Raw genomic sequence first — 17,808 nt, 5'->3', positions numbered from 1 at the left:
CAGGTGCGGTTCAGGCCAGTCTGCACCACACCCGTGCCGACACCGCGTGACCTCACCGGGCGCCCGCGCTTGGGCGCCCCCCGGCGCCGGACGGGCCCTGCGCGAGGGACGGCCGCCTCGCGCCGGACGGCCCCTGCGTGCCGGCCGGAGGGGGCGGTCTACCAGCGGGGGACGCTCGGGGTGACCCAGCCCGGTTCGGCGACCCGCATGGCCGCCGCGTCGTCGCGCTCGCGCAGGGAGCCGTCGTCGTCGAGCCAGCGCCGGTGCAGGAACGCCAGCCGGTCCTGGTCGAGGGTGACGCCGAGGCCGGGCGCGTCGGAGACGGTGACCTGGCCGTCGTCGAAGGTGAGGCGTTCGGTCAGCACGTCCTCGGACTGCCAGGGGTAGTGGGAGTCGCAGGCGTGGCGGAGGTCGGGGACCGTAGAGGCGACGTGGGTCATCGCGGCGAGGCTGATCCCCAGGTGGGTGTTGGAGTGCATCGAGATCCCGACACCGAACGTGCGGCAGACGGCGGCGAGTCGCTGGGTGTTGCGCAGTCCGCCCCAGTAGTGGTGGTCGGAGAGCACCACCTGGACGGCGCCCTTGGTGAACGCCTCCTCGATCTCGGCGAAGGTCGTCACGCACATGTTGGTGGCGAGCGGTACGCCGGTCCGCGCGGCCACCTCGGCCATGGCGGGGGTGCCGAGCGCGGGGTCCTCCAGGTACTCGAGGACGTCGCCGAGTTCCGCGGCCACCTTCAGCGAGGTCTCCACGGACCAGGCGCCGTTGGGGTCCAGGCGCAGCGGGTGTCCGGGGAACGCCTCGGCGAGGGCGCGGACGGCGGCGACCTCCTCGTCCGGCGGGAAGACACCGCCTTTGAGCTTGAAGGAGGTGAAGCCGTGGCGCTCCGTGAACCTGCGGGCCTGCTCGACGACTCCGGCGGGGTTGACGGCGGCGCCCCAGTCGTCCTTCTCGGCGCGCACGCCGGCCGGGTGGGCGGCCCACTTGTAGAACAGGTAGGCGCTGTACTCGACGGTGTCCCGGACCTTGCCGCCGAGCAGCTCGTGCACGGGCAGGCCGAGCGCCTTGCCGAGGGCGTCGAGGCAGGCGACCTCGAAGGCGGAGACCACGGACAGCCGCAGCTTGTCGGCGGTCTGGACACCGCGCAGTCCGCCGACGTCGACCTGGCCGGAGACGTGTGCGCTGTCGACGGCCACCTCGTCGGCGAGGGCGAACAGGCCGTTCAGGTCGCTGACCCGGCGTCCGGTCAGGCGGGCGGCGAACGGGCGGGCCAGGTCGAGGTACCTGGTGTCGCCGTACGTCTCGCCCACGCCGGTGATCCCGTCGGCCGTCTCCACCTCCACGATCAGGCGGGGGGTGTACGGCTGGTGGACGCCCTGGGTGTTGAGCAGGGGCGGGTCGGCGACCAGGATCGGGGTCAGCCGTACGTCCGTGACGGTGAGGTTCACAGGGTGGCTCCCACGAGGTCGAGTCCGGCGGTGAGCAGGGTCGCGAGGTCGGCCAGGTCGGCGGCGGACGGGTCGGTGAGCGGGGCGCGCACGGGTCCCACCGGGCGGCCGCGGAGCCGGGCCGCGGCCTTCACCAGCGACACGGCGTATCCCGGTACGCGGTCGCGGAGTTCGACGAGGGGGACGTAGAAGCCGCGCAGCAGTTTCTCGACGGTGCCGTCGTCGCCGTCGCGGAGGGCGGTGAAGAAGGCGTTCGCGATCTCGGGGGCGAAGGCGTGCACGGCGGAGGAGTAGGCGGGGACGCCGACGGCGGCGTAGGAGCGGGCCTGGATCTCGGCGGTGGAGGCGCCGTTGAAGAACAGGAAGTCCTCGGGGGCGGCGAGCGTGAGCCGTTGCAGCCGGTCGAGGTCGCTGTGGCCGTCCTTGAGCCCGATGACGTGCGGGATGCGGGCGATGCGCTTCAACGAGTCGGCTGTGTAGGCGACTTGGCCGCGCTGGTAGGCGATGAGCGGGAGCGTGGTGCGGGCCGCGAGCTGTTCCAGCTGGGCGACCAGGCCGTCCTGCGGGGCGGCGACGAGGTAGTGGGGCAGGACGAGGAGGGCGTCGGCGCCGGCGTCCTCGGCGATGCGGGCGAAGCGGGTGGCCTGGGCCCAGCCGTAGCCGACGCCGGCGACGACGGGCACGCGGCCGGCGGTCTCCTCGACGGCGACGGTGACGACCCGGCGGTACTCGTCCTCGTCGAGGGAGAAGAACTCGCCGGTGCCGCAGGCGGGGAAGACGGCGCCGGGGTCGGTGGCGACCTGGGCCGCGAGGTGCGCGCGGAGGCCGTCGGGGTCGAGCGAGCCGTCGTCGTGGAAGCTGGTCAGCGGGAAGGACAGCACGCCGCGTGTCATGCCCTCCCGCAGCCGCCGGACCGTGTCGGTGTCGAGGCTCACCCTCGCTCATCTCCCTGTGCAGACGTTATCTACGTATGTAGATGGAGGTTAGATACGCGAACGGTGGCCGTCAAGCGACGGTCCGGTCCGCTTACGATCGGCACATGTCAGAGACAGGCGGCGTCCGCGAGGTGAAGTCCGCGGCGCGCACCGTCGAGCTGCTGGAGGTGCTGGCCGCGCGCGGCGAGCGGCCGGCCCGCCTCCAGGAACTCAGCGACGAACTGGGCGTGCCGCGCAGTTCGATGTACGCGCTGCTGCAGACCCTGATCTCGCGCGGCTGGGTCCGCACCGACGTCACCGGCTCCCTGTACGGCATCGGCATGCACGCCCTGCTGACCGGCACCAGCTATCTGGACTCCGACCCGCGCGTGCGCGCCGTACGCCCGTATCTCGACGAGGCGTCGCAGGCCCTGGGCGAGACACTGCACCTGGGCCGTCTCGACGGCCGGCACGTGACGTACCTGGCGACGCGCGAGTCGCACGAGTACCTGCGCACCATCAGCCGGGTGGGGCGGCGGCTGCCCGCGCACGTGGGCGCGCTGGGCAAGGCGCTGCTGGCCGAGCGGGGCGACGACGAGCTGCCCGAGGGACCCTACGAGGCGCTCACCCCCCGCTCCCACACGAGCAGGCGGTCCCTGGCTGCCGACCTCGCGCGGGTGCGGGCGCGGGGGTACGCGATCGACCGGGAGGAGGGCGTGACCGGCATCGTCGGCTTCGGTTTCGCGCTGCGCTACGACTCCCCCGTGCGGGACGCGATCAGCTGCTCGGTACCGGTGGCCCGGCTGACGCCGGAGCACGAGGGGCGGATCGTCGCGGTGACGCGGGAGATCAGGGCGAAGATCGAGGCGACGGCGCGGGGCACCGGCGGCGCACCGCACTGGCGCCGGTAGACACACGGGAAGGGCCTGGCTCGGCCGGCCCCACACCCCGGCGGGCGACGGCCGCGCCGGGGTCCTCGTGGCATCGGCTCAGGGGAACTCGTACGCCTCCACCTCGGCGAGGTACCGGGACCGCCGCTCCTCGTCGTCCTCCAGGAAGGACGCGGCGAACGAGTTGCGGGCCAGCTCCCGCAGCCGCTCGTCGCCGAGGCCGAGCGCCTGTCGTACGGCGTCGAAGTTGTCGCCCGCGTAGCCGCCGAAGTAGGCGGGGTCGTCGGAGTTGACCGTGCAGAGCAGCCCCGCGTCCAGCATGGCGGGCAGCGGGTGGTCGGCGAGGACGTCGACCGTGCGCAGGCGGACGTTGGACAGGGGGCACAGCGTCAGCGGGATCCGGTCGCGGACCAGCCGCTCGACCAGCGCCGGGTCCTCCATGCAGCGCAGACCGTGGTCGACGCGCTCCACGCCGAGCACGTCCAGAGCCTCGGTGATGTACTGCGGCGGGCCCTCCTCGCCGGCGTGCGCCACGCGGCGCAGCCCGAGCGCGGCGGCCGCCTCGTACACCGCGCGGAACTTCGCCGGCGGGTGCCCGACCTCGGCCGAGTCGAGCCCCACCCCGGTGATCCGGTCCAGGTACGGCTTGGCCGCGTCCAGGGTCTCCAGGGCCGACTCGGCCGACTCGTCCCGCAGGAAGCACAGGATCAGCCGGGTCGACACGCCGTGCGCCGACTCGCTCGACTCCAGCGCCCGCCACAGCCCCTCGACGACCGTGTCCATACCGACGCCGCGCGCGAGGTGTGCCTGCGGGTCGAAGAAGATCTCCGCGTGCCGCACCCCCTGCGCCGCCGCCCGCGCGAGGTAGGCGTTCGCCAGGTCCGCGAAGTCCTGCTCGGTGCGCAGCACGGCCATGAGCTCGTAGTACAGGTTCAGGAAGGACTGCAGGTCCTCGAACCGGTACGCCTCACGCAGCGCGTCGGTGTCGGCGTACGGCAGCACGACACCGTTGCGGGCGGCCAGCTCGAAGGCCAGCTCCGGCTCCAGGGTGCCTTCGATATGGAGGTGCAGTTCTGCTTTCGGGAGAGGCATCGAAGTATCGTACGGGGGTTTTATCGGCGTTTCGGAACCGGGACCCGCAGCAGATCGTGCGCCACGGTCAGGGCCCCCTCGAAGCCGGCCGCCCGCGCCGCGCGCTCGAAGGCGTCGGGGTCGGGGTAGCGCTGGCTGAAGTGGGTGAGCACCAGGTGGCGCACGCCCGCGTCCCGCGCCACCCGGGCGGCCTGACCGGCCGTCAGATGGCCGTGCTCCACCGCGAGTTCCTCGTCCTCGTCGAGGAAGGTGGACTCGATGACCAGCAGGTCGCAGCCGTCCGCGAGCGCGTGCACACCGTCGCACAGCCGGGTGTCCATGACGAACGCGAACCGCTGCCCCCGGCGCACCTCACTGACGTCCTCCAGCCGCACCCCGCCCACGGACCCCTCGCGCTGGACGCGGCCCACGTCCGGGCCCTTCACACCGAGTGCGGCGAGCCGGTCGGGCAGCATGCGGCGGCCGTCGGGCTCGACCAGCCGGTAGCCGTAGGACTCGACGGGGTGGGAGAGCTTGCGGGCCTCCAGGGTGTAGCCGGGCGCGGTCGCGAGCACGCCGTCCGTGTCGACCGGAACCCGGGTGAGTTCGACCGTCTCGCGGTAGGCGGTCGCGTACCGCAGGCGGTCGAAGAAGTGGGCGCCGGACAGCGGGTAGTGCGCGGTGATCTCGTGCGGGACCCGGTCCAGGTTGACGCGCTGGATGACTCCGGCGAGGCCGAGGCTGTGGTCGCCGTGGAAGTGCGTGACGCAGATCCGGTTCAGGTCGTGGGCGGCGACCCCCGCCCGCAGCATCTGGCGCTGGGTGCCCTCACCGGGGTCGAACAGGATGCCCTCGCCGTCCCAGCGCAGCAGGTAGCCGTTGTGGTTGCGGTGCCGGGTCGGGACCTGGCTGGCGGTGCCGAGGACCACCAGTTCGCGTACGGACATCGCCCGCTATCCGGGGGGCCACTGCATGCCGCGGCCGCCCAGCACGTGGGCGTGCGCGTGGAAGACGGTCTGGCCGACGCCGGCGCCGGTGTTGAAGACGACCCGGTAGCTCTCCAGGCCGTCCTGCTCGGCGACCGCCTTCGTCTCGCGCAGCACGTCCGCGGTGAGCGCGGGATCGGCTTCCGCGAGCGCGGCGGCGTCCTGGTGGTGCGCCCTGGGGATCACCAGGACGTGGGTGGGCGCCTGCGGGTTGATGTCGCGGAACGCCACGGTGGTCCCGGTCTCCCGGACGATGGTCGCCGGGATGTGCCCTGCGACGATCTTGCAGAACAGGCAGTCGTCCTGCGGCTCCCCAGCCATGCGGTGTCTCCTCCACGCGTGGTGATCTCTGACGTCGGCATGGTATCGACTCGACCGCCGCGGGGGCGCTGCCCCCGGACCCCCGCTCCTCGAACGCCGGAGGGGCTGATCTTCCAGCCCCTCCGGGGGGTTTGCGGACGAGGCCCGTTCAGGGCCGAAGCGGGGGTCCGGGGGCGGCAGTCCGCAGAAGGGTCACGGCAGCGAGGGGGGCGTCTTGGCCGGGGTCTCCTCCAACGCGGCCAGCGCCAGCTCGATCGCCTTGTCGAGCTGCGCGTCGCGGCCCGCCGCGTGGTCCTGGGGACGCTGCACGACCTCCACGTCCGGGTCCACGCCGTGGTTCTCCACGCCCCACTCGTACCCCTCCAGCCAGAACGCGTACTTGGGCTGGGTGATGAGCGTGCCGTCGACCAGGCGGTAGCGGCTGTCGATGCCGATGACACCGCCCCAGGTGCGGGTGCCGACCACCGGCCCGATGCGCAGCGCCCTGATCGCCGCGTTGACGATGTCCCCGTCGGAGCCGGAGAACTCGTTGGCGACGGCGACGACAGGACCGCGGGGCGCGTCCTGCGGGTAGCTGACGGGACGCATCCCGCGCGGCAGGTCCCAGCCGACGATCCGCCGGGCGAGCTTCTCGACGACCAGCTGGGAGGTGTGGCCGCCGCGGTTCTCGCGGACGTCCACGACCAGGCCCTCGCGGGTCACCTCGACGCGCAGGTCACGGTGGATCTGGGCCCAGCCCGGCGCCTGCATGTCCGGCACGTGGAGGTAGCCGAGCCGGCCGCCGGACCGTTCGTGGACGTAGGCCCGCCGGTCCGCGACCCAGGCGTGGTAGCGCAGCGGTTCCTCGTCCGCGACGGGCACGACGACGGCATGGCGTGCGTCTCCGCCGCCGGACGGGGAGATGGTCAGCTCGACCGGTCTGCCCGCCGTCCCCACCAGCAGCGGGCCGGGCCCGGCGACCGGGTCGACCGGTGCCCCGCCGACCGCGACGATCGCGTCCCCGGCGCGCACCGCGACTCCTGGCGCGGCGAGCGGGGAGCGGGCGTCGGGGTCCGAGGTCTCCGTGGGCAGGATCCGGTCGATGCGCCAACTGCCGTCCTCGTGACGGGAGATGTCGGCGCCGAGCAGCCCCTGCCGGGCGCGCCGGCCGGCTCGGCCGCGCGGGACGACGTAGGCGTGCGAGGTACCGAGTTCGCCCTGCACCTCCCACAGCAGGTCGACCAGGTCGTCGTGGGTGGCGACCCGGTCGAGGACCGGCCGGTAGCGGTCGAGGACGCCGTCCCAGTCGACTCCGCCGAGGTCCGGCCGCCAGAAGTGGTCGCGCATGATGCGGCCGGTCTCGTCGTACATCTGGCGCCACTCGGCCGCCGGGTCGACCGTCTGGCGGACCCGGCCGAGGTCGACGGTGATGTTGGTGTCGCTGTCCTCGTCGTTGGAGGCGCGCCGGTCGCTGGGGACGACCTTGAGCCGGCCGTCGGTCCACAGCAGGACGCGTTTGCCGTCGCCGCTGACCGCGAAGTGGTCGGCGTCGGCGGCGAGATGCTCGATGCGCTGCTGGACGAGGTCGTAGCGTTCCAGCTCGGTGTCGGGGTCCGGGGCGTCCGGGGTGGCCCGGGAGGCGCCGAGCACTCCGCGCACGGGGTGCCGCAGCCACAGCACGCCGTCCTTGGCCGCGCGCAGGTTGGAGTAGCGGGCGGCCTCGACCGGGAACGGCACGATGCGGTCGGCGAGGCCCTCCAGGTCGACGCGGGTGGCGGGGGTGCCCTCGCTGTCGGGCGTCTCGTCCTTGTCCGGTGCCTCGAAGGGCCGGCCGTGCCGCTGCGGTCCGAAGGGGGACGGGGTGGTCGCGGCCAGGGTGATCAGGTGCGGGCGTACGCCCTCCACGAACGCCAGGTCGAAGACGTGCTCGTCGTAGACCGGGTCGAAGGAGCGGGTCGACAGGAAGGCGAGGTGCTTGCCGTCGAGGGTGAAGGCCGGCGCGTAGTCCTTGAACCGCAGCGGGGTGGCCTCGGTGACCGACAGGTCGGTGGTGTTGGCGAGCCGCAGCTGACGCAGCGGGTCGATGCCGGGGTGCGACCAGGCCAGCCAGGCGGAGTCGGGTGAGAAGACCAGCCCGGACACGTCCCCGTCCTCGCTGCGGTCGACCTCGCGGACCTCGCCGGTCTCGCGTTCGACGAGCAGGACGCGGCCGTCGTGCGCGGCGACGGCGGCGCGGCTGCCGTCGGGCGCCATGGCGAGACCGAGGACCCGGCCGAGTTGTCCGGCGGCGAGCCGGCGCGGGGTCGCACCGGGCGCGAGTCCGGTGGCGGGCGCGAACTCCAGGGCGTCCTCGCCCTCCGCGTCCGTCACCCACACCACCCACTCCTCGCCCTCGGCGCGGAAGGTGCGCGGCAGCCGGGCCCGCACACCGGGCTCGGCGGCGAGGGCGCGGGCCGGTCCGGAGCGGTGGGTGACCCAGTGGACACCGCCGCGGACGGCGACCGCGCTGCCGCGCCCGGTGTGGTCGGGGGCCGCGGAGCCGAACCAGCGGGCGGCGTTCACCGGGAACGGCTGCCGGCCGGTGCGCTGGCCGCCGAGCCGGATGTCCAGCCTGCGGGGTTCGGCGCCGTCGAGGTCGTCGAGCAGCCACAGTTCACCGGCGCAGCAGTACACGACCCTGGTGCCGTCACCGGCCGCGTGGCGGGCGTAATAGCCGTCGAGCGGGGTGTGTCGCCGCAGGTCGGACCCGTCGGCGAGGGAGGAGTACAGCGCGCCGACGCCCTCGTGGTCGGACAGGAACCCGATCCTGTCCCCCGCCCACAGCGGGTACTCGATGTTCCCGTCGAGGTCGGCGTGCAGCCGGACGAACTCGCCCTGGCCGTCGTGGTCGATCCACAGCTTGCCCGCGGTGCCGCCCCGGTAGCGCTTCCACCAGGCGGCCTCGCGTCCCATGGGCGCGGACAGCAGCACCGTGGCGGGCCCCTCGGCGACGTCGCCGACAGGGCCGTAGGGCAGGGTGGTGGCCGGTCCTCCGTCGAGCGGGACGGCGCGCGCCCAGGTCCGGCGCAGGCTGGCCTGGCCGTGGGTGGTGATCGCGAGGACCTGTCCGTCCGGGGTCCAGCCGCGCACCTGGGTCCTGCCGCTGCCCCAGTACGTCAGGCGCCTGGACGGCCCGCCGTCGACCGGGGCGATGTACACCTCGGGGGCGCCGTCCCGGCCGGAGGTCCAGGCGACGGTCGTGCCGTCGGGGGAGATCCGGGGCTGGGTGACCGGCACGTTGTCGGCGCTGACCCGCCAGGCGCGGCCCCCGTCGAGGGGGGCCAGCCAGACGTCGTCCTCGGCGGTGAAGGCGACCAACTCGCCGTGCGGGTGCGGAAAGCGGAGGTAGGCCGGTGTGGGCGACTGTGTCACCCGGTCACCCTACGCAGCGGCCGCCCGCCGCGCACAGGGAAACGGATCACTTCCCCTCGACGGGACGGCACCGCGGATCGGTCTGGCACCAGATGGTCCGGGTGACGGTCACCGTGGTGGTGGGTCCCCGCTGTCCGGGGTTGTCGACGCGGGGGGCGGTCGTGGCGTCGCAGTTGCCGAGCCCGTCCACGTGGAAGCGCACCCTGCCGCCCACCTTGGCGGTCAGATCGCCGCGCACACAGGCGCCGTTGACGGCGTGGGTGACCTTGCCGGTGACGGCGATGTCCTGCCCGTCGTCCGTCTCCCCCTTGCAGTCGACGCTCGCGACGGTCCGCTCGGTCGCCGAGGGCGCGGTGGAGGCCGACGCGTGGCCGTCGTAGGAGGCGGTGCAGGTCAGCCAGCGGACGTCCACGTTCTGCCGCTCCAGCCGCTTGGTCGCGGTCTGGTCGGTGGTGAACGCCACGCTCGCGGAACTCAGTCCGTTCGGATCGCAGGCGGCCGCGCCGCCCACCGCGACCACCGCGAACACGGCCGCTGCCGCCACCCGCCGGCCCCGCGGCCGACGCCAGATGCGCCTCAAAGCCCCCATGGAAGGCAGCCTGCCACCGACCGCGTCGTCGCGGAAGGGCGCATACGGCCACTCACGCGCCCGCGTGCGCCCCGCTGTCAGCCGCGCAGCAGCAGCCACTCCTGGAGTTCCACGAGGTTGCCCTCGGGGTCCTTGAGATGGGCGACGCGCAGCCGGTCGGTCATGGACTCCGGGCCGTTGAGCAGGGTCGCGCCGCGGGTCGCGAGGTCCGCGCAGTAGCCGTCCAGGTCGTCGACGCGCAGCACGACCAGGGAACGGTGGCCGCTCGCCGCGTCACCGAGTTCGCCCAGCACCTCGGCCATCATGGCCCGGTCCTGGAGCGCGATGCCCGCCGAGCCGGCCGCGGGGCTGAACTTCTCGTACGGCCCGTCCGCCGCCCCCGACTGCGGCCGCAGGCCGAGGACTTCGGCGTAGAAGCGGTAGCAGGCGGGGAAGTCGGTGACCAGCAGGCGTACTTGTGCGAGTTCCACGATCAGCTCTCCGGGGGTCAGGACCAGCGGCCGGTGCGGCCGAGGAGCAGGGCGGTGGCCGCCGTGCCGGCGGTCGAGGTGCGCAGCACGGTGGGACCGAGCCGGTACGCCTTCGCGCCGGCCTCCTCGAACAGTGCCAGCTCCTCGGGCGAGACACCGCCCTCGGGCCCCACGACCAGCACGATCTCGCCGGTGGCGGGCAGTTCGGCCGTCGCGAGCGGGGCGCTGCCGTAGGCGCGGTCCTCGTGCAGTACGGCGGCGAAGTCGGCCGTGGCCAGAAGTGCCGCGACCTGCTTGCTCGTCGACGCGTCCGCGACCTCGGGGAAGCGGACCCGGCGGGACTGCTTGCCGGCCTCACGGGCGGTGGCGCGCCACTTGGCGAGGGACCTCAGCCCGCGCTCGCCCCGCCACTGCGTGACGCAGCGGGCGGCGGCCCACGGCACGATCGCGTCGACGCCGGTCTCGGTCATCGTCTCCACGGCCAGCTCGCCCCGGTCCCCCTTGGGCAGGGCCTGGACGACGGTGATCCGGGGCTGCGGCGCGGGCTCCTCGGACACGCGGGTGAGCCGCAGGACCAGCCGGTCCTTGCCCTCGGCGGCGGTCACCTCGCCCTCGGCCCACCGGCCGGCGCCGTCGGTGAGGACGACGGCCTCCCCGGCGCGCAGCCGCTTCACGGAGACGGCGTGCCGTCCCTCGGGGCCGTCGAGGACGTAGGGTCCGCCGTCACCCGGCGGGACGGCCTCGACCACGAACACCGGGGCGGTCATCGGCCCGTGCCCCCGGCCGGGAACTCCGACAACGCTGTCCTGGCGGCGTCGAGTTCGGCGGCCAGCACCTCGACGAGCCGCCCGGCGGGCAGCTCGCGGGCCATCCGGTGGCCCTGCCCGGCCCACAGCGCCATGCCCTGCGCGTCGCCCGCCTTGGCGGCCGCCTTGCGCAGCGGGGAGGTCAGGTGGTGGATCTCGGGATAGGCCGCCGGCGCGTACGGGCCGTGCTCGCGCATGAACCGGTTGACCAGGCCGCGGGCCGGACGGCCGGAGAAGGCGCGGGTCAGCTCGGTGCGCACGAACAGCGGGTTGGTCAGCGCCTGCTTGTGCACGGCGTGCGCGCCGGACTCGGGGGTGGCGAGGAAGGCCGTGCCGAGCTGGGCCGCGTGGGCGCCCGCGGCGAGCACCGCGGCGATCTGGCTGCCCCGCATGATGCCGCCGGCGGCGACGACCGGTAGGTCCACGCTCTCGCTCACCTGGGCGACCAGCGACAGCAGTCCGATGCCGGAGCCGTCCGCCTCCGGGTCGTCGCGGTGGGTGCCCTGGTGGCCGCCCGCCTCCACGCCCTGCGCTATCACCGCGTCGGCGCCCGCCCGCTGCACGGCGAGGGCCTCCTCCACGGTGGTCGCGGTGACCAGGGTCACGGTGCCGGCGCGGCGCAGGGCCTCCAGGGTGTCGGGGCCGGGGACGCCGAAGTGGAAGGAGACCGCCGGCACCGGGTTGTCCAGCAGCACGGCGAGCTTGGCGTCGTAGCCGTCGTCGCGGCCGGTGTCGGGGTCACCGAGTTCGGTGGCGTACCAGCTGGCCTCGCCGGCCAGCTGGTGGGCGTAGACGTCCACGGTCGCCGGAGCGGGCGGCGCGGTGCCGGCCGGGCCGCCCGCGCCGGCCCCGGGGTACTCCGGCTGCGGCATGAAGAGGTTCACGCCGAACGGCCGGCCGGTGAGCCCCCGCACCTGCTTGATGTCCTCGTACATCCCGTCCGCGGTCTTGTACCCGGCGGCCAGGAAGCCCAGCCCGCCCGCCTCGGACACGGCGGCGGCGAGCTGCGGGACGGAGACACCGCCCGCCATGGGAGCCTGCACGATCGGATGGCGGCAGAGATCGGTCAGTGCGGTGGACATGACGGCATGTTGTCACGTCCACCCGACAGGTCCGAATCCGGCCTTCCGCCCGGCACGGGCCACCCGCACCGCCTGGCGGACGGCCTCAGCCACCGCCCGTCACCGCCCGTTGAAGGCGTCCTTGAGCCGGGAGAACAGCCCCTGCTGACCGGGCTGGAACTGCCCCGTCGGCCGCTCCTCGCCGCGCAGCTTGGCGAGTTCCCGCAGCAGTCGCTCCTGCTCCGGGTCCAGCTTGCTCGGGGTCATGACCTCGACGTGGACGATCAGGTCGCCGCGTCCGCCGCCCCGCAGATGCGTGATGCCCCGGCCGTGCAGCGGGATCGACTGGCCGGACTGGGTGCCCGGGCGGATGTCGACCTCCTCCATCCCGTCGAGGGTCTCCAGCGGCACCTTGGTGCCGAGGGACGCCGCCGTCATCGGGAGGGTGACCGTGCAGTGCAGGTCGTCGCCGCGCCGCTGGAAGGTCGAGTGCGGCAGCTCGTGGATCTCGACGTAGAGGTCACCGGCGGGGCCGCCGCCGGGGCCTACCTCGCCCTCGCCCGCGAGCTGGATGCGGGTGCCGTTGTCGACACCGGCGGGGATCTTCACGGTCAGCGTCCGGCGCGAGCGCACCCGTCCGTCGCCCGCGCACTCCGGGCACGGGGTGGGCACCACGGTGCCGAAGCCCTGGCACTGCGGGCACGGCCGCGAGGTCATGACCTGGCCGAGGAAGGACCGCGTGACCTGCGACACCTCACCGCGTCCGCGGCACATGTCACAGGTCTGGGCGGAGGTGCCCGGCGCCGCGCCCTCACCGTTGCAGGTGGTGCAGACGATGGCCGTGTCGACCTGGATGTCCTTCGTGGTGCCGAAGGCCGCCTCGTCGAGCTCGATCTCCAGCCGGATCATCGCGTCCTGGCCGCGCCGGGTGCGCGAGCGCGGGCCCCGTTGCGACGCCGTCCCGAAGAACGCGTCCATGATGTCCGAGAAGTTCCCGAAGCCGCCGGCCCCGAAGCCGCCCGCGCCACCGCCGGCCTGCGAGAGCGGGTCGCCGCCGAGGTCGTAGACCTGCTTCTTCTGCGGGTCCGAGAGCACCTCGTAGGCGGCGTTGATCTCCTTGAACCGCTCCTGGGTCTTCGGGTCCGGATTGACGTCCGGGTGCAGCTCGCGTGCGAGCCGCCGGAAGGCCTTCTTGATCTCTTCCTGCGACGCGTCGCGGCGCACGCCGAGAACGGCGTAGTAGTCCGTGGCCACTTACGACTCCGCCAGGATCTGTCCGACGTACCGTGCCACTGCGCGTACCGCTCCCATCGTTCCCGGGTAATCCATGCGGGTCGGTCCGACCACGCCGAGCTTGGCTACTGCCTCGCCGCCCGAACCGTAACCGACCGACACCACAGAAGTGGAGTTGAGTCCCTCATAGGCGTTCTCATGACCGATGCGTACGGTCATGCCCGAATCCCCCGCCTCACCCAGCAACTTGAGAAGCACGACCTGCTCCTCCAGTGCCTCCAGGACGGGCCGGATGGTGAGGGGGAAGTCATGTCCGAAGCGGGTCAGATTGGCGGTGCCGCCGATCATCAGCCGCTCCTCGTTCTCCTCGACGAGCGTCTCCAGGAGGGTGGAGAGCACCATGGCGACCGTACCGCGGTCCTCGACGTCGAACGCCTCCGGCAGGTCCTCCACGAGCTGCGGCACGTCGCTGAAGCGTCGGCCGGCGACCCGGCTGTTGAGCCGGGCCCGCAGATCCGCGAGCGACGCCTCCCCGAAGGGCGCCGGGGCGTCCACCATCCGCTGCTCGACCCGGCCCGTGTCCGTGATCAGCACGAGCATCAGACGCGCGGGGGCCAGCGCGAGCAGTTCCACGTGCCGCACGGTCGAGCGGGTCAGCGACGGGTACTGCACCACGGCGACCTGCCGGGTGAGCTGGGCGAGCAGCCGCACGGTGCGCGCGACGACGTCGTCGAGGTCGACCGCGCCGTCGAGGAAGTTCTGGATGGCGCGGCGCTCGGGCGCGGTCATCGGCTTGACGCCCGCGAGCTTGTCGACGAACAGCCGGTAGCCCTTGTCGGTGGGGATGCGCCCGGCGCTGGTGTGCGGCTGGGCGATGTACCCCTCGTCCTCCAGGGCCGCCATGTCGTTGCGCACGGTCGCCGGGGACACGCCGAGGCTGTGCCGCTCGGTGAGCGCCTTGGAACCGACCGGCTCCTCGGTGCCCACATAGTCCTGGACGATGGCGCGCAGCACCTTCAGCCTGCGTTCACTCAGCACCGCGCTCACCTCCAGACGTCGTCCCCCGGGCCCTGCTCCTGGCACTCTGTCGGTCCGAGTGCCAGCACCGACCCGCCCAGTGTACGGCCGGGGGGTGCACCCCGGGCAAGGCCGGTCGCACGGCTCGCTGCCGGCACCCCGGCGCACGACCGGCCACCGCTGTCACCTGCCCCGCGAGAGCCGCCGGACACGGCCCGGAGCGAATCCGGTGTTTCCCGCCGGGCGGGCGGCGCCGATCGCCGGACACGGCCTAGCGTCGCGGTATGACGGTGACTTGGGAAGAGCTCGGGTGGGAGTGGCTGGCAGTCGGGGTCGGGCGGCGCAGACTGCCGGGCTGGGACTGCACGGCCGGGCTGGTCGTCGGGGCGGACGCGGTCCTCGTGGTGGACGCCGGGTCCCGTCTCGCGGAGGGCGCGCTGCTGCGGGCGCGGGCCAAGGAGCTGGCGGGCCGGGATGTGACCCATCTCGCGCTCACCCACCCCCACTTCGACCACGTCTTCGGGGCGGCGGCGTTCACGGACGCGGAGGTGTTCGGCGCGGCCGGCTTCGACACGGTGACCGGGGCGGCCGGGCGGGAGGAGATGCGCGCGGACGCGGTGCGCAACGGGCTGGACGAACGGGCGGCGGGCGAGGCCGCGGCCGCGCTCACCCCGCCCGGGCAGCTCGTCCACGGTGAGCGGACCCTCGACCTGGGCGGCCGGCGGGCGCTGCTGGCGGACGCGGGTCCCGGCCACACCGCGCACGACCTGGCGGTGGTGGTGCCGGGCGACCCGCGGGTGGTGTTCTGCGGCGACCTGGTCGAGGAGTCCGGCGAGCCGCAGGCCGGCCCGGACGCCGTACCGTCGCGGTGGCCCGCCGCCCTCGACCGGCTACTCGCCCTCGGCGGCGCGGACGCGCTGTACGTGCCGGGCCACGGGGCCGTCGTGGACGCGGCGTTCGTACGGACGCAGCGGGACACCCTGGCGGCCCGCTTCGGCGTGTCGCGGGGACCCTCGTAGGGCCACCCGGGCGCTTCTCCTATCGTCATCCGAATGCGCCCACCCGTCTCCCGCCACCACCCCTCCAACGAGGGCCCTTCGGGCCCGCGGCGCCGTCTGTACTCTCCGGACCTGACCCCGCCGTGGAAGAAGCCCCAGCCCGTGCCCGAGGTGCCGGCGGAGCCGGGTCTCGTGGTGGAGGAGCCGGGCACCGGCTTCTGCGGCGCGGTGGTCCGCTGCGAGGCCGGCACGGTCACCCTGGAGGACCGCTTCGGCAAGCACCGCGTGTTCCCCATGGAGCCGCGCGGCTTCCTGCTGGAGGGCCGCCCGGTGACGCTCGTACGGCCCGCCGGACAGGCTCCGGTACGGCCCTCCCGCACCGCGTCCGGTTCGGTCGCCGTCCCCGGCGCACGCGCGCGCGTGGCCCGCGCCGGCCGCATCTACGTCGAGGGCCGGCACGACGCCGAACTGGTCGAGCGGGTGTGGGGCGACGACCTGCGCATCGAGGGCGTGGTGGTCGAGTACCTGGAGGGCGTCGACGACCTGCCCGCCATCGTGGCCGAGTTCGCGCCGGGACCCGACGCCCGCCTGGGTGTCCTGGTGGACCACCTGGTGCCGGGCAGCAAGGAGTCCCGTATCGCCGCGTCCGTGACCAGCGACCACGCGCTGGTCGTCGGCCACCCCTACATCGACGTCTGGGAGGCGGTGAAGCCGTCGGCCCTGGGCATCGCGGCCTGGCCCCGCGTCCCGCGCGGCCAGGACTGGAAGACGGGCGTGTGCCGGGCGCTGGGCTGGCCCGAGAACACGGGCGCGGCCTGGCAGCACATCCTGTCGAGGGTCCACTCCTACCGGGACCTGGAGCCGGAGCTGCTGGGCCGGGTCGAGGAGCTCATCGACTTCGTGACGGCGGACGCCTGACCGGAGGCGGCGAGCCCTGCCGGGCCGACCCCGGCGCGGGTCAGTCGACCAGGTCCCTGACCACCGCGTCCGCCAGCAGCCGTCCCCGCAGGGTGAGCACCGCGGCCCCGTCGTCGTACGGCCGCCGCTGCAGGAGTCCGTCGTTCAGCGCCCGGCCCGCCGCGGCGAGCCCCGCCGCGCGCAGCAGCGACAGCGGCACGCCCTCCCGCAGCCGCAGCTCCAGCAGGATCCGCTCCACCCGGCGGTCCTCCGCGGACAGGACCTCCCGCCCGGCGCCCGGTGAGCGCCCCGCCGCGAGCGCCGCCGCGTAGGCCCCCGGATGCTTCACGTTCCACCAGCGCACTCCGCCCACGTGACTGTGCGCGCCGGGGCCCGCGCCCCACCAGTCGGCGCCCCGCCAGTAGAGCTCGTTGTGCAGGCAGCGGCCCGCGTCCGAGGTCGCCCAGTTCGACACCTCGTACCAGTCGTAGCCCGCCGCCGACAGCAGTTCGTCGGCCATCAGGTAGCGGTCGGCGTGCTCGTCGTCGTCCGTCATGGGCACCTCGCCGCGGCGGATCCGGCGAGCCAGCTGGGTACCCTCCTCGACGATCAGGGCGTACGCCGAGACGTGGTCGGGACCGGCACCGAGCGCCGCCTCCAGCGAGGCCCGCCAGTCGTCGTCGGACTCACCGGGGGTGCCATAGATCAGGTCGAGGTTCACATGCTCGAAGCCCGCGGCGCGGGCCTCCGCCACACAGGCCTCTGGGCGGCCCGGGGTGTGCGTGCGGTCCAGCACCTTCAGGACGTGCCGCCGCGCGCTCTGCATGCCGAAGGAGACCCGGTTGAAGCCGCCGTGCCGCAGGGCCGCGAGATACGCCGGGTCGACCGACTCCGGGTTCGCCTCCGTCGTCACCTCCGCGTCCTCGGCCAGCCCGAACTCCTCACGGATCGAGCGCAGCATCCGTACGAGGTCGCCCGCGGCCAGCAGGGTGGGCGTGCCGCCGCCGACGAAGACCGTACGGACCGGGCGCGGGTCGTCGCCGAGGACCTTGCGGGCCAGGCGGATCTCGTCGATCACCGTGTCCGCGTAGTTGTCCCGGGAGGCGAGCACCCCGCCGGTGCCGCGCAGCTCGGTCGCCGTGTACGTGTTGAAGTCGCAGTAGCCGCAGCGGGTCGCGCAGTACGGAACGTGCAGATAGAACCCGAGGGGGCGGTCGGCGGCCCCGGCGAGCGCGGACGCGGGCAACGCGCCGTCGCCGGGAACGGGCTCGCCGTCGGGAAGAGCGGAAGGCATGACCCCATTGTCCAGCACCGGGGGGTCGGGCGTGTCGGGGCGGGGGCGGTGGGGCTGGCGGGGGTGCGGGGGCTGGCATGGGGGTGGGGGGCTGGCATGGGGGTGCCGGGGGGTGGGCGGCTGGCGCGGGCTGCGGGCTGCGGGCTGCGGGCTGCGGGCTGCGGGCTGCGGGCTGCGGGCTGCGGATGGTCTCGCTGCCGTACGACTGCCACAGGTGCCCGAGGCCGTGGGGCCGGCGCCGCCCGGCCACCCGCACCCACCCGCACCCACCCGCACCCACCCGCACCCGCGTGCGTACGTCGTCCGGCGGGCGGCCGGCGGGTCTCCGAGCCGGAGACGGCGCCGGCCGCGCGGGCCGCCGCCACGCGCACGGGCGGGGGCCGGGGACGGGTGCGGACCGGGGACGGGGGCGTGGGTCCGGCG

General features: G+C 74.0%; 16 protein-coding genes. 3 read left to right on the top strand and 13 right to left on the bottom strand.

The window, feature by feature from the left end; translation table 11 throughout:
* Positions 1-158 precede the first annotated feature (158 nt).
* Positions 159-1,448: a glucarate dehydratase family protein gene (locus AC07AZ_RS20875; protein ID WP_478849812.1), complete on the bottom strand. Its 1,290-nt coding sequence runs from the start codon at positions 1,446-1,448 to the stop codon at positions 159-161.
* Complete coding sequence (locus tag AC07AZ_RS20870) at positions 1,445-2,383, bottom strand: 5-dehydro-4-deoxyglucarate dehydratase (RefSeq protein WP_478849808.1); 939 nt, start codon at positions 2,381-2,383, stop codon at positions 1,445-1,447. Before AC07AZ_RS20870 ends, AC07AZ_RS20875 begins: the two co-directional genes overlap by 4 nt.
* Positions 2,384-2,487: 104 nt before the next feature.
* On the opposite strand from AC07AZ_RS20870, the gene AC07AZ_RS20865 reads away from it, so the two are divergent.
* Positions 2,488-3,273 carry an IclR family transcriptional regulator gene (locus AC07AZ_RS20865; RefSeq protein WP_478849806.1) on the top strand — a complete coding sequence of 262 codons (786 nt, stop codon included), beginning with the start codon at positions 2,488-2,490 and terminating at the stop codon, positions 3,271-3,273.
* 78 nt (positions 3,274-3,351) lie between these two features.
* Here AC07AZ_RS20865 and AC07AZ_RS20860 read toward each other — a convergent pair whose 3' ends face one another.
* The 10 genes from AC07AZ_RS20860 to hrcA form a co-directional block, all read right to left on the bottom strand.
* Positions 3,352-4,344, bottom strand: coding sequence for an adenosine deaminase (locus tag AC07AZ_RS20860; RefSeq protein ID WP_478849804.1), 993 nt, complete (start codon positions 4,342-4,344; stop codon positions 3,352-3,354).
* A 20-nt stretch (positions 4,345-4,364) separates the two neighbouring features.
* Positions 4,365-5,270: a ribonuclease Z gene (locus AC07AZ_RS20855; protein ID WP_478849802.1), complete on the bottom strand. Its 906-nt coding sequence runs from the start codon at positions 5,268-5,270 to the stop codon at positions 4,365-4,367.
* Between the two features lie 6 nt (positions 5,271-5,276).
* Positions 5,277-5,630, bottom strand: coding sequence for an HIT domain-containing protein (locus AC07AZ_RS20850; RefSeq protein ID WP_478849800.1), 354 nt, complete (start codon positions 5,628-5,630; stop codon positions 5,277-5,279).
* A gap of 192 nt (positions 5,631-5,822) precedes the next feature.
* Positions 5,823-9,020, bottom strand: a complete 3,198-nt coding sequence (locus AC07AZ_RS20845) for a S41 family peptidase (protein ID WP_478849798.1) — start codon at positions 9,018-9,020, stop codon at positions 5,823-5,825.
* A gap of 46 nt (positions 9,021-9,066) precedes the next feature.
* Positions 9,067-9,609 (bottom strand): hypothetical protein, encoded by a 543-nt coding sequence (locus AC07AZ_RS20840; RefSeq protein ID WP_478849796.1) that lies wholly within the window; start codon positions 9,607-9,609, stop codon positions 9,067-9,069.
* 77 nt (positions 9,610-9,686) lie between these two features.
* Positions 9,687-10,079 carry a VOC family protein gene (locus AC07AZ_RS20835; RefSeq protein WP_478849794.1) on the bottom strand — a complete coding sequence of 131 codons (393 nt, stop codon included), beginning with the start codon at positions 10,077-10,079 and terminating at the stop codon, positions 9,687-9,689.
* Between the two features lie 17 nt (positions 10,080-10,096).
* Positions 10,097-10,846, bottom strand: a complete 750-nt coding sequence (locus AC07AZ_RS20830) for a 16S rRNA (uracil(1498)-N(3))-methyltransferase (RefSeq protein WP_478849792.1) — start codon at positions 10,844-10,846, stop codon at positions 10,097-10,099.
* The gene (locus AC07AZ_RS20825) at positions 10,843-11,967 is read right to left on the bottom strand and encodes a nitronate monooxygenase (RefSeq protein WP_478849790.1); all 1,125 of its coding nucleotides are present in this window, start codon (positions 11,965-11,967) and stop codon (positions 10,843-10,845) included. The genes AC07AZ_RS20830 and AC07AZ_RS20825 overlap by 4 nt, the downstream gene beginning before the upstream one ends.
* Before the next feature lie 99 nt (positions 11,968-12,066).
* Positions 12,067-13,200, bottom strand: a complete 1,134-nt coding sequence (gene dnaJ, locus AC07AZ_RS20820; protein ID WP_478849788.1) for a molecular chaperone DnaJ — start codon at positions 13,198-13,200, stop codon at positions 12,067-12,069.
* Positions 13,201-14,217, bottom strand: a complete 1,017-nt coding sequence (hrcA, locus tag AC07AZ_RS20815; protein ID WP_478849786.1) for a heat-inducible transcriptional repressor HrcA — start codon at positions 14,215-14,217, stop codon at positions 13,201-13,203. It abuts the gene before it with no gap.
* A 263-nt stretch (positions 14,218-14,480) separates the two neighbouring features.
* On the opposite strand from hrcA, the gene AC07AZ_RS20810 reads away from it, so the two are divergent.
* A complete protein-coding gene (locus AC07AZ_RS20810; protein ID WP_478849784.1) occupies positions 14,481-15,215 on the top strand; it encodes an MBL fold metallo-hydrolase in 735 nt (244 codons plus the stop codon).
* A 33-nt stretch (positions 15,216-15,248) separates the two neighbouring features.
* Entirely contained in the window at positions 15,249-16,112 is an 864-nt protein-coding gene (locus AC07AZ_RS20805; RefSeq protein ID WP_478849782.1) for a DUF3097 domain-containing protein, read from the top strand.
* Between the two features lie 40 nt (positions 16,113-16,152).
* Here the strand turns inward: AC07AZ_RS20805 and hemW are convergent, their stop codons facing one another.
* Entirely contained in the window at positions 16,153-17,385 is a 1,233-nt protein-coding gene (gene hemW / locus AC07AZ_RS20800; protein WP_478849780.1) for a radical SAM family heme chaperone HemW, read from the bottom strand.
* Positions 17,386-17,808 lie beyond the last annotated feature (423 nt).

The sequence above is a fragment of the Streptomyces sp. NPDC043878 genome (assembly GCF_056435735.1).
This window is presented reverse-complemented; position numbering and strand designations above follow the sequence as displayed.

What these genes read in the sequence shown, in the direction of transcription:
- AC07AZ_RS20865 (WP_478849806.1), top strand. Translation starts at nt 2,488, where the DNA reads ATGTCAGAGACAGGCGGCGTCCGCGAGGTGAAGTCCGCGGCGCGCACC.
- AC07AZ_RS20860 (WP_478849804.1), bottom strand. Translation starts at nt 4,344, where the DNA reads ATGCCTCTCCCGAAAGCAGAACTGCACCTCCATATCGAAGGCACCCTG.
- AC07AZ_RS20855 (WP_478849802.1), bottom strand. Translation starts at nt 5,270, where the DNA reads ATGTCCGTACGCGAACTGGTGGTCCTCGGCACCGCCAGCCAGGTCCCG.
- AC07AZ_RS20850 (WP_478849800.1), bottom strand. Translation starts at nt 5,630, where the DNA reads ATGGCTGGGGAGCCGCAGGACGACTGCCTGTTCTGCAAGATCGTCGCA.
- AC07AZ_RS20840 (WP_478849796.1), bottom strand. Translation starts at nt 9,609, where the DNA reads ATGGGGGCTTTGAGGCGCATCTGGCGTCGGCCGCGGGGCCGGCGGGTG.
- AC07AZ_RS20830 (WP_478849792.1), bottom strand. Translation starts at nt 10,846, where the DNA reads ATGACCGCCCCGGTGTTCGTGGTCGAGGCCGTCCCGCCGGGTGACGGC.
- AC07AZ_RS20825 (WP_478849790.1), bottom strand. Translation starts at nt 11,967, where the DNA reads ATGTCCACCGCACTGACCGATCTCTGCCGCCATCCGATCGTGCAGGCT.
- AC07AZ_RS20810 (WP_478849784.1), top strand. Translation starts at nt 14,481, where the DNA reads ATGACGGTGACTTGGGAAGAGCTCGGGTGGGAGTGGCTGGCAGTCGGG.
- AC07AZ_RS20805 (WP_478849782.1), top strand. Translation starts at nt 15,249, where the DNA reads ATGCGCCCACCCGTCTCCCGCCACCACCCCTCCAACGAGGGCCCTTCG.
- hemW (WP_478849780.1), bottom strand. Translation starts at nt 17,385, where the DNA reads ATGCCTTCCGCTCTTCCCGACGGCGAGCCCGTTCCCGGCGACGGCGCG.